General features: G+C 41.3%; 10 protein-coding genes and 1 pseudogene. 6 read left to right on the top strand and 5 right to left on the bottom strand.

The annotated features are described in order from the left end of the window. Positions 1-9 precede the first annotated feature (9 nt). On the bottom strand, positions 10-2,220 hold the full coding sequence (locus AC25JC_RS15955) for a carboxy terminal-processing peptidase (RefSeq protein ID WP_180077859.1): 2,211 nt from the start codon (positions 2,218-2,220) through the stop codon (positions 10-12). A gap of 200 nt (positions 2,221-2,420) precedes the next feature. Here AC25JC_RS15955 and nagZ point away from each other — a divergent pair, with 200 nt between their 5' ends. Together nagZ and AC25JC_RS15945 are read left to right on the top strand one after the other, a co-directional pair. Beyond that, positions 2,421-3,443 (top strand): beta-N-acetylhexosaminidase, encoded by a 1,023-nt coding sequence (nagZ, locus tag AC25JC_RS15950; RefSeq protein ID WP_180115866.1) that lies wholly within the window; start codon positions 2,421-2,423, stop codon positions 3,441-3,443. Positions 3,444-3,573: 130 nt separating this feature from the next. Continuing rightward, a complete protein-coding gene (locus AC25JC_RS15945; protein WP_180115867.1) occupies positions 3,574-4,443 on the top strand; it encodes a class I SAM-dependent methyltransferase in 870 nt (289 codons plus the stop codon). A 29-nt stretch (positions 4,444-4,472) separates the two neighbouring features. Here AC25JC_RS15945 and AC25JC_RS15940 read toward each other — a convergent pair whose 3' ends face one another. Next, entirely contained in the window at positions 4,473-5,801 is a 1,329-nt protein-coding gene (locus AC25JC_RS15940) for an alpha/beta fold hydrolase (RefSeq protein WP_111884041.1), read from the bottom strand. A 303-nt stretch (positions 5,802-6,104) separates the two neighbouring features. Here AC25JC_RS15940 and AC25JC_RS15935 point away from each other — a divergent pair, with 303 nt between their 5' ends. From AC25JC_RS15935 to AC25JC_RS15920, 4 genes are all read left to right on the top strand, one after another. Beyond that, a complete protein-coding gene (locus tag AC25JC_RS15935; protein ID WP_111884042.1) occupies positions 6,105-7,370 on the top strand; it encodes a glutamate-5-semialdehyde dehydrogenase in 1,266 nt (421 codons plus the stop codon). 493 nt (positions 7,371-7,863) lie between these two features. Beyond that, entirely contained in the window at positions 7,864-9,081 is a 1,218-nt protein-coding gene (locus tag AC25JC_RS15930) for an acetate/propionate family kinase (RefSeq protein WP_180088985.1), read from the top strand. 59 nt (positions 9,082-9,140) lie between these two features. Then, entirely contained in the window at positions 9,141-11,282 is a 2,142-nt protein-coding gene (gene pta, locus AC25JC_RS15925; protein ID WP_486924423.1) for a phosphate acetyltransferase, read from the top strand. A gap of 259 nt (positions 11,283-11,541) precedes the next feature. Continuing rightward, a complete protein-coding gene (locus tag AC25JC_RS15920) occupies positions 11,542-12,216 on the top strand; it encodes an acid phosphatase (protein WP_486924422.1) in 675 nt (224 codons plus the stop codon). Positions 12,217-12,368: 152 nt separating this feature from the next. Here the strand turns inward: AC25JC_RS15920 and AC25JC_RS15915 are convergent, their stop codons facing one another. The 3 genes and pseudogenes from AC25JC_RS15915 to AC25JC_RS15905 all read right to left on the bottom strand — a co-directional run bounded on the left by AC25JC_RS15915 (position 12,369) and on the right by AC25JC_RS15905 (position 15,977). Next, entirely contained in the window at positions 12,369-13,991 is a 1,623-nt protein-coding gene (locus AC25JC_RS15915) for an alkaline phosphatase D family protein (protein ID WP_486924421.1), read from the bottom strand. A gap of 49 nt (positions 13,992-14,040) precedes the next feature. Then, entirely contained in the window at positions 14,041-15,261 is a 1,221-nt protein-coding gene (locus AC25JC_RS15910; RefSeq protein WP_180106301.1) for an OprD family outer membrane porin, read from the bottom strand. A gap of 231 nt (positions 15,262-15,492) precedes the next feature. Then, positions 15,493-15,977: pseudogene (locus AC25JC_RS15905) on the bottom strand (GNAT family N-acetyltransferase). Between the last annotated feature and the right edge of the window lie 250 nt (positions 15,978-16,227).

The raw sequence follows: 16,227 nt of genomic DNA, 5'->3' as shown, positions 1-16,227 counted from the left end.
ATGAATTACTTACTTTTTGGCTGTTGTTGTATGCGTTTTGCCTTGTAATTTGGCATAGTCCATTAGCACGTTTGCTGCTTCCGTCACAAAGACTTCTTCTTCAGGCAGTGCTGGACGTTGGTTTGCCTTCATTTTTGCACGTGCCTCCACCAATGCATCCATAGACGCTTGGTAGCTTTCCCAGTTGGCATAAGGTTTTTGACCCACCACTTTACGACGCTGATTTTCAGCATCCAAAGACTTTTGCTCTAGTGCCAACAGCTCGGCTTTACGCTTCGCTAAGTCAAGCACCACACGCTTTTGCTCTTCTGTCTTTTTCGCAATCGCAGTACGTTGCTCTAAATATTTAAATTGCGGATCAATGCTGACACGTTGCTGAGATGACTTAATCAAATCGGGAACATAGGCTTGGATCGAGCCTTCACGTTTAAACGGTGCTGTAGGAATGGTATCCCACTGTAAAGCATTTTTCGCTTTACGTTCACCAAACTCTTCATTGTAAATATCAACCAACTTAATATCAGGCACGACCCCTTTATTTTGGGTACTGCCGCCAGTCACGCGGTAAAATTTACGTTGCGTTAAGGTTGCTTGACCATAGGCTAAAGAGTCAAGTTGTACCTGCGCTGTTCCTTTACCCGTTGTGGTGCTACCAATCACCACACCACGTTCATAGTCTTGAATCGCAGCAGAATAAATTTCACTCGCAGACGCCGAAGCCAAGTTAATCAATACTGCCAATGGACCTGCATAAGTTTGCGCGCCCCCATCATCATCTTCAAACACGCTGACATTGCCATTGCCATCACGGATTTGCACCACTGGACCTGATTTAATCACTTGACCAAGCATACGTGCCACTTCTTCAAGTGAGCCACCAGGGTTGTTACGCAAGTCAATGATGATACCTTCAACATTTTGAGCATCTAAAGTTTTTAAGGCTTTATTGGTATCTTCTGATACAGAGCGATAGTCTGTACCTGCACGACGTGCACGATAGTTCAAGTAAAACGATGGAATTTCAATTACACCGAACTTATGCTTTTTGCCATCACGCTCAATTTCAACGGTACGTGAACGCACGCCTGCATCTTCTTCTTGAATCACATCACGTACAATTGTGACATTTCGCGCTTGATTCATGGACGCACCAGCACCCAATAAACGTAGAGTCACTTTGGTGCCACGTTTACCACGAATCAGTCCGACAATTTCATTGCTCGGCCAACCGATCACATCCACCATTTTGTCGCCATCTTGGGCAACACCAACAATGCGATCACCTGACTTGACTTGTCCTGATTTGCTGGCTGGACCACCTTCTACAATCGTTTCAATTTTAGTGTAGTCTTCGTTGCCACGTTCAGGACGAATCGACACCCCAATCCCTTCCAATTGCAGCGTGGTTTGACGGTTCAATTCCATCGCATCTACAGGTGGGAAATAGTTACTGTGCGGATCATACGTCAGCATCATGGCATTCAGAGTTTTGTCGAGCACATCATCGCTTTTTAAACGACTAATCCGCTCTAACTGACGTGTATAACGCTTGGTTAAAGTCTGTTCAGGTGTTAAGTCTTCAGGACCTGTTAAGTCTTGACCATTTGCCAGTGTTGGGTCATCTTTCAACGCTTTTTGTTTGGCTTTCTCTTCTTCTTTGCTGATGGTTAAATTGATCAGCTGAGAGACCAACATTTTATTCCAATGCGCACGCTGTTCTTCTGTCGATTTAAAGAATGGCGCTTTTTCACGATCAGTTTCGATGTAGTTATTCGGTTGATTTAAATTCTGTGGCTTTTTCAGCTCTTCCAACATATAGGTGTAGAACTGTTTTAAGCGCTCACGATATTGCGCATGAATCGCATACGGCCCTGTTAAATTGCCCGCTTTGAGATTTGCACCAAAAGTTGAGCCATAACGTTTTTTATAATTTTCAATGTCTGATGCCAAGAACAACGTATGTTCAGCATCTAAACTATCAATATAAAAATCTAAAATACGGTTAGATGTATTGGCATCTAAACGCTGATTTAAATAGTGTTGACGGTCTACCAATGTTGCAAGCTGACGTGAGACCAAGGCTTGCTCTTGTGTGGGCTGAATAGTACCCGCGCTCACTGCTTCTGTATTATTGGCAGCAATTGCGTCATTCACCACATGAGTGAAAAAGAATCCACCTGTCGCAATCGCAACGGCACAAGCTAATGTTTGAAGTTTCATAAATAATTTGTACTTCCTTGGTATTAAGACCAATATTACCGTGTTGGTTTTCGACCTGAATTGAATAGATTCAAAATCTTAAACAACTTAATATGTTTATGTCGTGTAGTTTTATCATATTCTCTGCTGACAAAGTGTAGCAAATCATTGCAGAATTCAGGTATTGTTTTTCCTTAAAAATTCCAACACGGACACCGAATATGATTGGCGCATTAATGCTCGACATTGCTGGCACAGAACTTACCCAAGAAGATATTGAACTATTACAGGCACCACAAGTTGGCGGCATGATTTTATTTGGTCGCAACATTGAATCTCCTGAACAAGTTCGTGCCCTGACCGATCATATGCGTCAAATCCGTCCTGATATTTTAATTGCGGTCGATCAGGAAGGTGGTCGTGTACAACGCTTAAAGCAAGGCTTCACACTCCTACCAGCTATGGGTAAGTTTGGTGAACTTTACTTAACTGAACCTGAAAAAGCAGTTGAACTGGCTGAACGATGTGGCTGGTTGATGGCAGCTGAAGTCCTGGCGGTCGGCATCGATTTCAGTTTTGCACCGGTGCTTGATTTAAATGATGTCAGTGATGTGATTGGTGACCGTGGTTTTGCCAAAAATATGCAAGACATTATTCCATTGGCAAGTGCTTTCTTAAAAGGTATGAAACGTGCAGGAATGGCATCTACAGGTAAGCATTTCCCAGGCCACGGTTCAGTGAAAGCAGACTCACACGTCGCTGCTGCTATTGACCATCGTAGTTATGAAGAGATCTACCAAAAAGACATGCAAAGCTTTATTCAACTGCAACCACAGCTTGATGCCTTAATGCCTGCGCATGTGATTTATGAAAATATTGATCCTAATCCTGCTGGATTTTCACCGTATTGGATTCAGAAAGTCTTACGTCAAGAGCTCCAATTTGATGGCGTTTTATTCTCCGATGATTTAAGCATGCAAGCCGCTTGTGTCGCTGGCGGCGCAGATGCTCGTATCCAAGCAGCATTAAATGCAGGTTGTGATATGGGCCTTGTATGTAATAACCGTGAATCTGCATGCATTGCGCTGGATGGCATTCAAAACTTGGCTCTCCCAAATCAAGAACGCCTAGAACGTATGCGCGGTAAAATCCCACAAATTGAGATTGGACAAAGCATTGAACTCGGGGCGGACTGGCAAAACGTGCGTAACCGTATTGTGGATTTTAAAAATCAATATTGCTAATCCAAGACTTTCAAAATTCTAGAAAATGGAGCACGACAAGGTGCTCCTTTTTGATTTATGATGAAGACAAAATAAGTGCTTCGGCGCTATACAAAAATTGCCAATAAAAACAACATTAGGTCAGGACGACATGACACAAAGTTTATCGGAACATCGACACATTTCCTTTACTGCACATTACACCGGCTATATTTGGTACAGCATGGGGATTTCGCATCCCGTTTTTGCCACACGTAAAGGCAAATTTTTAGCACGTTTAGTCCATCCTTTAGAAAGCTGGGCAGAAAAGAATGTGGGCGGTAGCATGCGTTCGACGCTTAAACAGCGCCATGCCATGATCGATCAACATTTAGATCAACTCATTACCCAATATCCACAGCTACAAGTCCTTGAAATTGCCTGTGGCCTCTCCCCGCGCGGTTGGAATTTTCGTACCAAGCATCCTGAAATTGACTATCGTGAACTCGACTTGCCAGATATGGCAAAAATCAAAACACAGGCACTTAAACAGATTGACCCGCATGCCCCTGAGGTCTTAACTGGCGACATTTTCACTCAAGATTTTGAACGTATTTTTCAGAGTTTTGACCCTGAACGCCCTTTGGTGGTGATTAGCGAAGGTCTGATTAATTATTTTGATCAAATCCTACTGAATAAATTATTGCAAGGGATCACCGAATATGGCGCCTCGTTTCAGGAATTGCATTATCTGACCGACATCTATCCAGAACCCATTAAGAACCGTTTAGCACGTTTTATTTGGGCCAGTAGTAAATTACTCAAAGTCATGTCTCGCAGCGCTTTTACTTTTCATTTTCAATCCCCTGCTGAATTACAGCAGTTTTTCAGTCATACAGGATTTGAAGAAGTAGACGTCGTTCAGCCGGCCTTATACTTTCCACAACAGCAGCAAGAACAAGTGATTCCTTTTCACGATGCAGAGCAGCACTGTGGAGATTTGGTTTGGATGGTCCATGCTAAAACAAAAAAACAGCGCTAAAGCGCTGTTTTTTTTTATATGTTCATGTTTTAACTTACAGCTTCTAATATCAACACATCTTCTTTTTGGCGTTGTACAAAGCGCAATAAACGCTCCGCCAACTCAAAACTACCATGCTTAAACAAAGCACGAACCTGCGTATCTACAACGTCAAAGATGAGACATTCAATTTTAAACTCACCTTCTTCATCTTCTAGATGTAATGCCAAATCCCGTGGATATGCGTGCATGGAGTCCAACATTTCAGCCTGCACATTCAACAACACCCCAAAATAATTTAAATCTATAATTTGAGTGTCAACCACAAGGTCTGAATGGCGATGAGATAAATGCGTGAATGGCTGTTGTACACTCACCCGCGCTTCGCCACGGCGTTCGATATTTTGCATTTGCTCTCGGCTCATTGGAATGATCCCTTCCAACTGCTGAATAGACTCACCGCGTAGATAAGTTGCAAACAAATTCATAGTTTCCTTACGACGCTGCAACTGAGGTAAATGATCCGCATTGGCAATCATGGCAAATTGCATATTCGGACATTGCAAGGCAAAGCCCGCATTTTCATGTGGCAAAGTAAAACTGTCGTACTGCCCGCAAGACACCAATACATCACACTGTGGAATTGGCACGTCTTGCAAACGCAGCAAACGGTTACAGTTAATGTCATAACGCTCTTGTTCGGTATTGGTGAATTCAGCCATTTGTCTAAAGAACAAACGCTTCGCTGTCGGTGACATCCGCGTCACATCCAGTTTGGCATGATTAACCAAATACAAAATCACCGCTTGACCAAATTCATCCATGCGCTGTTCTTTCATCAAATGCAAGGATTCTTCAAGCAACATGCGCCAGCTCTTGCGCGTTTTTTGCATTACGCCCATCAATATCATGCGGTCAATCAATTCAGGACGTTGATCCGCCAGTCCTGCAGCCACCACTGAACCGAGCGACATCCCCATCACGGATACTTTTTCTAGCCCGACGATATCCAACCAAACGCCTAACATCTGTGCCAGATCACCCAACTCTAAAGTCCCTGCCGACACAGCTGTATCTACATTGGTAATTTGCTGGTTTGAGCCCATGGATGGTAAATCAATTAAAATAATAGGGCCTGCCGCAAATAATTGTTCGACACAATATTTGTAGGAATTAAAGTTTTGAAATGCCCCACCAATAATAACGATCGGGGTGCGATGAATGGTTTCAGGTTGTGCAATGGCCATATATTCGACCTTCCAGCCATCAATCCATGTCGTTCTGGCAGGCTGTTTAAAGCTTTGCTTGTCATACAGATCGAAAAAACTGTAATGCGTACTTTCCTGTACGGTGGGATCCATTTGGATAATGGAATTCATATTCCTTTCCTCCATTCCTGCCTTATTTTTATTGTCAGGAATTCATTTAGAGACTCTGCTCGACTTAGCGTCCTGCTCTTTAATCGTTATTTGTACGACTTCAATGTCGCTATTGTTTCATTCTATACAGAGGTTCATTTTACAAGCAACTGATATCCCCGCCGCTTATCTACTTTTGCTCTAAAAACAATTTCAAAATGTTAATTCTGGTCAGCAAGTACAGTCGAATATGCACTTAAGTGCTTCATTGTTCAGTCACAGGCTGTTAATATCGAGTTGAAATTTCTAAGTGATCAAACCGCTATGCAAGAGTCTATTGAACAATACATGCAAACGGTAGGACAGCAAGCACGCACAGCATCACGTGTGCTCGCAGGGGCTTCTACCCAGACTAAAAATAATGCCTTATCAGCAATTTATACTGCTTTACAAAACAGTGAAACTGCAATTTTGGCAGCTAACCAAGTGGATATGACCAAAGCGCATAACAACAACTTGGATAGTGCTCTGCTTGATCGCTTAGAACTTACCCCCACACGCTTTAAAGGCATGCTCCAAGGTCTAAAAGATGTAATCGCACTCACTGACCCGATTGGCGAAATCACCGATATGGCCTTTCGTCCGACAGGTATTCAGCTGGGCAAAATGCGCGTACCGCTAGGTGTTGTCGGCATGATTTACGAATCTCGCCCAAATGTCACCCTTGAAGCCGCATCTTTAGCGCTTAAATCAGGTAACGCGATTATTTTACGTGGTGGTTCTGAAGCTTTGGAATCTAACCAAGCAATTGCGGCAGCGATTCAACATGGCTTAACTGCCGCAGGTGTACCTGAGCATGCCGTTCAAGTAATTAATACCCCAGACCGTGCTGCGGTTGGCCAATTAATTACTATGCCTGAATATGTCGATGTGATCGTACCTCGTGGTGGCAAAAGCTTAATTGAACGTATCACCAATGAAGCACGTGTGCCTGTTATCAAACATCTTGATGGTAACTGCCATGTTTTTGTGGAAGCTCAGGCTGATTTGCAAAAAGCATTACCTATTGCGCTCAATGCCAAAACACACCGTTATGGCGTATGTAATGCCATGGAAACCTTACTTGTCGATGAAAATGTCGCTGAGGAATTTTTACCACGCATTGCTGAACTCTATGCGGAGAAAAAAGTTGAACTGCGTGGCTGTGCTGAAACGCAGCGCATTTTGGGCGAATCGATTGTTCCTGCAACTGAGGAAGATTGGTACACCGAATACTTAGGCCCGATTTTGGCAGTGAAAGTCGTTACAGGCTTAGATGAAGCGATTGAGCACATCAACAAATATGGCTCACACCATACCGACTCAATCATTACCGAAAACTTTAGTCTGGCTCGTCAGTTCTTGGCGCGTGTAGATTCGAGTTCAGTGATGATCAATGCCTCAACTCGCTTTGCGGATGGTTTTGAATATGGTCTTGGTGCTGAGATTGGTATTTCAACCGATAAAATCCATGCACGTGGTCCAGTCGGTCTTGAAGGTCTGACTTCTCAAAAATGGATTGTGTTTGGTGATGGTCAAATTCGCCAATAACACCCAATAAGACAACGAAAGCTGTGCTTTTCTGATTAAAGGCACAGCTTTTTTTATGGTGATTTAAAAAATTAGACCCAGGGTTCACATATTGAAATATAAGCCTGCAAACACACAGGATATAGAATCGAAAACAGATTTTTTGACAATTAAATACTTAAGAAGAATGAGAAAAGTTAAATTTACCTGCTTTTTTGCAACAATTTGAGGATTACAGCGCAGCGAACGCATGTTATGTTCTATGTATATCCCTTAAATCGTATAAATTTTGAGGACTATTTTATTAATAAATGAAAACTATGAACTGATAAATTTTAATTATTATTGTGCTCAGGGTCGATAGTGCTTAAGTCTAATCTCCTAAAGTCTATCTAGGACGATAAAAAAACCCATGATAAAACATCATCACAGATCTAAATTGTATCAATCAATACAACTGCAATCAGATCAATATTATGGATAAGTATTTCAATTAGAATTCGGGTATTTAAACGTGTCTACATCAGTATTAGTAATTAACTGCGGATCTTCTTCTATCAAATATGCGTTAGTTTCTGAGCGCCGTGAAGATCGTATTTTTGGTCTAGCCGAGAACCTAGGTTCTGCTGATGCACGTATTAAAGGGGTCACTACAGGTGGTGATGCGCTTGAGCTGTCCATTCCACATGCTGACCATGAAAAAGCCCTCGAAACTATTTTAGAGCGTTTGGCTCACCATAATCCTCAAGCGATTGGTCACCGTGTTGTTCACGGCGGTACATTAACCAAAGCTGAGCTATTAACACCAGAAATTATTGAACGTATTCGTGAAGCTACACCGCTTGCTCCATTGCATAACCCGGCTCACTTGGTAGGGATCGAAGCAACCATGCGCTTGTTCCCTGAACTTCCGCAAGTAGCCGTATTTGATACAGCATTCCACCAAACCATGCCGTCTCATGCATACCGTTATGCATTACCAAAATTCTTGTACACACAACATAACGTACGTCGTTATGGATTCCATGGTACTAGCCATGCCTACGTATCTGAGCGTGGCTCAATGTTGGCAGGCAGCTTTAAACAAGGTGGCTGGTTAACTGCTCACTTAGGCAATGGTAGCTCGACTTGTGCGATTTGGAATGGTCAATCTGTAGATACGTCAATGGGTCTGACTCCACTTGAAGGTGTGGTCATGGGCACACGTAGTGGTGATGTTGACCCAAGTATTCACAGCTTCCTTGCGAGCAACTTAGGTTGGGATATCTACAAAATCGACAAGATGCTGAACAGCCAATCAGGCCTACTCGGTTTGTCTGATCTTTCAAATGACATGCGTACGTTGATCGAAGCATCGGAACAAGGCAACGAAGATGCAGCACTTGCCATTGAAGTATTCTGCTACCGTTTAGCAAAATCTTTGGCAGGTCTCAGCTGTGGTCTACCACGTATTGACGGTTTATTCTTTACCGGTGGTATTGGTGAAAATTCTGCCTACATTCGTGAAAAAACAGTTTCATACTTACCGCACTTTGGTTTCAACCTTAGTAAAGAATTAAATGACAACTTAAAACGCGGTACTGAAGGTCGTATTGACCACGGTACTGGCCCACAAATTTGGGTTGTTCCAACCGATGAAGAAGGCCGTATTGCCAAAGAAACTGAGCATGTTGTAGACGAGGTGACAGCGTCTGCTACAAAAAAGCCTGATGCTGAAGCTGCGATTGCATAAGCAATCGCATCAGCCCCTTCGCCTTCAATATTAATTTTTAGCTTTAATTTAGACACCGTATGAAAACAATTTTACTCGTGCCAACTGGGGAAGGTGTAGGTTTAACATCTGCATGCTTAGGTTTAATTTATGCTTTGGAATGCCAAGGGGTCAAAGCAGGTTTTCTGAAACCATTTTCACAGGAAAATGTCGCAGATACTGTAGACCGTACAACGGCTCTTTATCGTCATTTATTTAATAATGAAACGGTAGAACCTATTCATCATGCCACCATCGTGAAGCAACTCAGTCATGATGAAAGTGATGAACTGCTCGAAGAAGCGGTTCGTTTGCACCGTGAAATTGCAAAAAAGCATGATCTGATTATTGTTGAAGGCTTGGTTCCAAACAGCCGAGATAACTTTGCCTCAGAACTCAACGCAACATTAGCAAAAGCACTCGATGCTAAAGTGATTATTGTCAGCACAGCAGATATTCAAAATGCCACAAAAACGGCTGAGAAAATTGACAGTTCTCTACGCCAATTTGGTGGTGCGGTATCTGAACGTACTGCGGGCGTTTTGTTTATGCGCACACGTGGCTTGCCAGAAGAGTCTGCGCAAATTCCTGTCACACTTGATCCAAATCTGCGTTTAATCAGTGATACCAATAAATTTGTGCTCGAATTACAACAAAGTAATCCGCAAATTGGTTCTACACAGCTACCTGTCATTGGCCTCGTTCCATTTAGTAATACGCTCAGCGTACCGCGCATGTCTGACTTGGCGACGCATATCCAAGCAGAATGGATCAACCAAGGCGATGCTGCTCATCGCCGCGTACTGCATAGCAGCTTAGTTGCATCTAATATTGAACATGAACTTCACAAATTTGTGGCAGGCGAACTGATTATCAGCGCCTCTGACCGTATTGATGTGTTGTTGGCTTCTAGCCTTGCAAGTAGCAATGGTATTCCACTTGCCGGTTTGGTTTTGACTGAACATCATCAACCGAACCCACAAGTTTTAGATTTCTGCCAAACCGCGATTAAGCAAGGCTTACCGATTTTACATACGCCTTTAAGCACGTTTGAAACGGCACAACAACTTTCAAATTTAGGCAATGAAATTCCTGTCGATGACGTCGAACGTGCAGAGCAAGTGACTCGCTTTGTTTCAAGCCACATCAATGCTGAATGGATTACTGAAGTATTAAATGGTTCATATCAACCACGCTTGTCCCCTTCTGCATTCCGTCATGAATTGGTACAAAAGTCCATTGCTGCGAAAAAACGGATTGTTCTACCTGAAGGTGATGAACCACGCACCATTCAGGCGGCTGCCATTTGTCAATCACGTGGCATTGCACACTGTATTTTATTGGCAAAACCTGAAGCCGTGATTGAAGTTGCAAAAGCACGTAATATCGAACTTCCACATGATTTGGAAATTATTGATCCAGATCTGATTCGTGAAAACTATGTGCCTAAAATGGTTGAGCTGCGTAAAGGTAAACTCAATGATCTACAAGCACGTGAACAGCTACAAGATACTGTGGTTTTAGGTACCATGATGCTTGCACTCGATCAGGTGGATGGCTTAGTCTCAGGCGCAGTACATACTACGGCAAATACTGTACGTCCTGCATTCCAATTGATTAAGACCGCACCTGAATATTCATTGGTTTCATCTGTGTTCTTTATGCTGTTACCAGATGAAGTCTATGTATATGGTGACTGTGCAATTAATCCAGATCCAAATGCAGAACAGCTTGCAGAGATTGCGATTCAATCTGCAGATTCAGCGAAAGCCTTTGGTATTGACCCACGCATTGCGATGATTTCGTATTCAACAGGTACTTCTGGTGCAGGTGCAGATGTCGAGAAAGTGGCTGAAGCAACACGTATTGCCAAAGAACGTCGTCCAGATTTACTCATTGATGGCCCGCTTCAATACGATGCTGCATCGGTGGAAAGTGTGGGACGCTCTAAAGCACCTGACTCTAAAGTGGCTGGTCGTGCCAATGTATTTATTTTCCCAGACTTAAATACAGGTAATACAACCTATAAAGCAGTTCAACGTTCTGCAAATGTAGTCAGTGTTGGCCCAATGCTGCAAGGTTTAAACAAGCCTGTAAATGACTTGTCTCGTGGCGCATTGGTCGATGACATCGTGTTTACCATTGCATTAACGGCAATTCAATCTGAACAGCAAGAAGCTTAATTTTAGTTTCGAGTTCTAAACCACCCTTTCGAAAGATTGGGTGGTTTTTTATTCATTCCGATTTTCCCGCATTTCAATCTTATTTATATTGCGATAATTTTCATCTTATTAATTCTTGTCATCTTAGAGTCAATATTATTGCTTATGGTATGAGCGCTTTTTTAATTATTCAAAACTTAGCTATATCATGACAAACTTAAAATTTTATACTCCATGTGCCATCTCTACATTAATATGGGTTTGCTTAAGCGCACACTCCATGGCCGCAGATTCATATCTAACACCGGACTCAGCTCCAAATAGTCTTGAAATATTATCTACTCCTCCACAAGCCTATAGTGGAGATTTTATTCGTGATCAAAGTATTTTTAAACAATCTCAATATTTGAAAAATACGGCTCGCTGGCAGCAAGCACAAATTGATGCTGATGTTTCAGATGCACACTTAGGGCGACCTTTTTCATCTGCATTTGGCTTAGAAATTAATGAGAAAAATACACCTATTTTATTTGAAATTTTAAGAAAGATTAAACTTGATAGTAGATACTCTACTCAAACTGCAAAAAAGAAATATAGCCGTGAACGTCCATATGGCTATTTTAATGTCAGCACTTGTACCCCTGAAGAAGAAAATGAAAAAAATCAATATGTTTCCTATCCTTCTGGACATACAACTATCGGTTGGACTTATGCATTGGTTCTGGCGCAGCTTCGCCCAGAACGCCAAAATGAAATTTTCAAACGTGGTATTGAATTTGGTCAAAGCCGAGTCGTGTGCAATATGCATTGGCAAAGTGATGTCGATGCTGGCCGTATTATGGGTGCAGCACAATTTTCACGCTTGCAGGCAGATCCACAGTTCCAAGCCGATATGATTAAAGCCAAAACTGAAATTAACCATCTCATTTCTGCCACACACAAAAAATCTGATTAAAAAAATCAGCATCTTGTCTCATTGCATAGATAGTAGATCACATGCATGGGCAGTGGTTTTTAATAGATGTGCATGTCCAATATAAAAATAAAGCGCTTAGAACCATCTAAGCGCTTTATTTAATTTAACAGAAGTATTTTGATATCGTTTTATTAAGATTCAATCTGCTTCAGTTCTGGCTTGCCGTAAGCCACTTCAAAACTTGCAACGGTCGTCATTTTTCCACCTGGTTTTTCAACAAAGTCTAGAACCTTCAAGTCTGTACGCATATAGTCTTTAAAAAAGTCTAAAGTCTGATAACCGCGTTGATCATTGATAAATTTGATATGTGGATTTAACTTCAGCACATCTTCCTGCCCTGGACGGATTGGTTGACCATTGCCGGTAGAGGTTATTGATGTAGTTAAAAATTCGGTTGCAATCGATGGACTCTTAAAATCATTCAAATCACTTGGAATATTCGCTGCAAAATATTGATGCAAATCTCCTGATAAAATTACTGTATTACCATGAGGTGCATTTTTTTTGATAGATTCAATCAAGCGCTCGCGTGCGTATGGATAGCCATTCCACGTATCTTTCCCAAAATAAGCTTTGCCTGATTTGTTATAACGTACCCAAGGCATAACCTGAATTTGCTGTGCCAAGACATTCCAACGCTTATCATGGCGCATTTGCTTCGCCAACCATTGCTCTTGTGCTTTACCAAGAACCTGCTCATTTCGGCTATTCTCAGTACGGCAGTAATCTACTTTATCAAACCCATCTTCTAACTGAGCTTTGGTGCATAAAATTGGAGAACGGTACTGGCGTGTATCCAAAATATTCATCCGTAGCATTTTGCCATAATCTAAAGTTCGGTAAGCAAGGATATCTGGGCCGTTCGGCTTCTGTTTTAAACGTACAGGCATATATTCATACCATGCTTGAAACGCTGCTGCGCGACGCAGTAAAAATATGTCTTTCTTCTCTCCTTTTTCTTCAATATCTGCAGCCCAGTTGTTATCCACTTCATGATCATCAAAGGTCATTGCAAAAGGTGCAGAGGCATGTGCAGCTTGTAAATCAGGATCCGCACGGTACTGCGCATAACGAATACGATATTGCAGTAAAGTTTGAATTTCCGGACCAATATGTTGACGCGCTGGAATAGACACACGCAAGTCACCGATTGCACGTCCCCCGCCTTTACCCTCTGGTCCTTCATAAATATAGTCACCATAATGGAAAACTAAATCTATCTCTTTTTCTTTGCTCAAGTAATCATAAGCCGTGTAATAGCCTGTTTCATAATGCTGACAACCTACTACAGCAACACGAACTCGTTCTGGCATTTGATGTGCTGCTGGCGCCGATTTTGCTGTACCTACAGAACTTTCATAACCGGCCAATCTAAATCGATAATAATAGCGTGTCATCGGTGCTAAACCACTTATCTCTACATGTACTGTGTGATGTAAGTCAGGATGTGCCTGCGCCTTCCCAGTTTGCACAATTTTCTTAAATTCAATATCTGTAGCAATATCCCAATCCACTTCAACAGCTTCCTTCGGCATCCCACCATCTACAGAAAGTGGATATGGTGCAACACGCGTCCAAATCACAAAGCCATCTGGCCAAGGTTCACCTGAGGCAACACCTAATTGAAATGGGCTAATCGGAAATTTGGCATTTGCCCACGTGCTTACGGGACTCAGTCCAGAAAATAACGCTAAAGACCCGACTCCCATCAAACCCTTTAAGAATTGACGACGATTCGAATTAATATGATTCATTTTTATTTCTCTATAAACTTATTAATAAATTAATCTGATCAGTTTTGGATTAGAAAATTGGCATGGTATAGGTCAAGTAGATACGGCTTTGTTCCTGCTTTGTTCCTGTACTTTTTTTGAATTTTCCGTATTGAGCGGTAAAACCTAAATTTTTGAATTTGCCTTCCGGCACTTTATAACGCAAGGTATAGTCAATTTCGGACTCAGTTGCACAACCACATTTACCAAAGTCACGTCCTTGTACTTTCAGGAACGATACATTTAAGCCTTTTAAGTATTGATTATTGAAGTCATATCGATAGCCATACCATGTGGACTTTTCGCCTGCATTAGTAAAGTTCTGCAACAGACGATTTGTTGGCAAATAAATGAACGTACCATCCGCACCATTATCTAAACTGCCCTGATTCATATGCAGAAAATCGCCATCATCACCAATTTTTTGCGCGCCAAATTGCAGCTGATGATTTTTAAATTTGTATTTGAAGTCTACACTGGCTGTCTGATTATCTACTTTGGCACCATAGCCTTTTTCACCACGCTCATTAGCTCCAGTCGCTTGAGTATCAAATAAACGTAAGTCCGTATTAAAACTCTGGTTTTCACTGAATGGAAATTTGTGTTTCACGCCGATAAATTGCTGTACATAAAAATCATCTAGCTCACCTGCATAGTACTGTAGCGTTAAATTTTTATTGGGCTTCCAGTCCGCACCGCCAAACATAAACCCATCACTGGTTTCAGTCGCGCCTTTAATAGAAAGCTTTGACGCATCTCGTGATGCACGTGGAATTGCTTTAGTGACGTAACCACCCGTTAAAGTCAATCCCTTTACATCTTTAGAAGTGACTTGACCACCTAAATAGGCAGATTCGAGCAAGCGAGCAAAGCTTCGACTTAAAATGGGCAAATTAGGGCGTAACTCTCCGACTTTTACATCAGTTTTCTGATAGCGCGCTTTTAAAGTGGGATATGCACGTGTCCAATAATTTGTTGGACTACCATCACCCTCTAAAGGAAACATCAACGAATTTTTGGCTTTATCTTTACTGCCGTCTAAACGTATACCTGCTGCCGCAGTAGCATCTAAACCAAAACCGACTTGACCTTCGGTAAAGCCAGATTGATAACTCAATTCAATACCTTGTCCCCAAACTGTCGAATCTTTATCGTTAGGCTCTTGATCTTGATCAAAATAATAATTTTTAAAATCTATTTCTGCTTTACTATCTTCAATAAATTCTGCTTGTGCTGCCTGCATTGTCAGCATGGGGGTGAAAACCATACAGCAGATGAGTGCTTTGTAATTCAACGTCTAACCTCTTTGGTCCTTGAGAAATACTGCAATAACCTAAAGACTCTGTATGACAATACACTTGCAATCCCATGACAATTACATGAAAAATAAAACAAAAGTTAAATATAAATATTTGATAATATAAAAATTAGAGTTATTTTTTTTAAGCACTTATATACGAAAAAAAGTTGACCATAAAAAGGACTACAAGCACTCCATTTTTTGACTGCTTAGCTCTAAGCCTGATTTTAAAGAAGATTGCTCAAGAACTTTTATAAAACCTTGTTTAGAATAAAATTGAGTAGCTCGTAAATTAGTTAATTCAACACGAAGTACAATTTTTGTATAACCTTGGTTTGCTGCATATTTTTTAGACTAGATATTAAAAGATCAGCAACACTGTTTCCCCGATAATTCTCATACAACCACATTGCAACTACATTAAATTCATGCTGTTTATCAATAATACCTCCAGCCATGCCGACTGCTCTTGTTCCGTCAAATGCCAATAGAAACTGACATGGTGTTTTTTGCGCAGCTCTATCACGCCATTCAGACTCACTATGAGTTTTGGTTTTTTCATAAGTTGCTGTAAATGCATCGGGACTGTCTTGTAATGCTTCTAGCCGTAAATTTTTCAGTATCTCCCAATCTGATTCAATAGTTGGACGAATAGTAACAATACCCATTTTTTATTTTATCTGTCATCTATTTGCTTAAAATCATAACGTTTAGAATTGAAGTCTTGTAAAAAATTTGAAAGCAACAAAGATCATCGATGATTATCACACAAACTGACGCAAAGACTAAAAATTAGCTATTACTCATGATTAGATTTGAAGATTTGAAGATTTGAAGATTTGAAGATTTGAAGATTTGAAGATTTGAAGATTTGAAGATTTGAAGATTTGAAGATTTGAAGATTTGAAGATTTGAAGA

This window comes from Acinetobacter sp. P37, from assembly GCF_057480965.1.
This window is presented reverse-complemented; position numbering and strand designations above follow the sequence as displayed.

What these genes read in the sequence shown, in the direction of transcription:
- AC25JC_RS15920 (WP_486924422.1), top strand. Translation starts at nt 11,542, where the DNA reads ATGGCCGCAGATTCATATCTAACACCGGACTCAGCTCCAAATAGTCTT.
- AC25JC_RS15945 (WP_180115867.1), top strand. Translation starts at nt 3,574, where the DNA reads ATGACACAAAGTTTATCGGAACATCGACACATTTCCTTTACTGCACAT.
- AC25JC_RS15955 (WP_180077859.1), bottom strand. Translation starts at nt 2,220, where the DNA reads ATGAAACTTCAAACATTAGCTTGTGCCGTTGCGATTGCGACAGGTGGA.
- AC25JC_RS15935 (WP_111884042.1), top strand. Translation starts at nt 6,105, where the DNA reads ATGCAAGAGTCTATTGAACAATACATGCAAACGGTAGGACAGCAAGCA.
- AC25JC_RS15940 (WP_111884041.1), bottom strand. Translation starts at nt 5,801, where the DNA reads ATGAATTCCATTATCCAAATGGATCCCACCGTACAGGAAAGTACGCAT.
- pta (WP_486924423.1), top strand. Translation starts at nt 9,141, where the DNA reads ATGAAAACAATTTTACTCGTGCCAACTGGGGAAGGTGTAGGTTTAACA.
- AC25JC_RS15910 (WP_180106301.1), bottom strand. Translation starts at nt 15,261, where the DNA reads ATGCTGACAATGCAGGCAGCACAAGCAGAATTTATTGAAGATAGTAAA.
- AC25JC_RS15915 (WP_486924421.1), bottom strand. Translation starts at nt 13,991, where the DNA reads ATGAATCATATTAATTCGAATCGTCGTCAATTCTTAAAGGGTTTGATG.
- nagZ (WP_180115866.1), top strand. Translation starts at nt 2,421, where the DNA reads ATGATTGGCGCATTAATGCTCGACATTGCTGGCACAGAACTTACCCAA.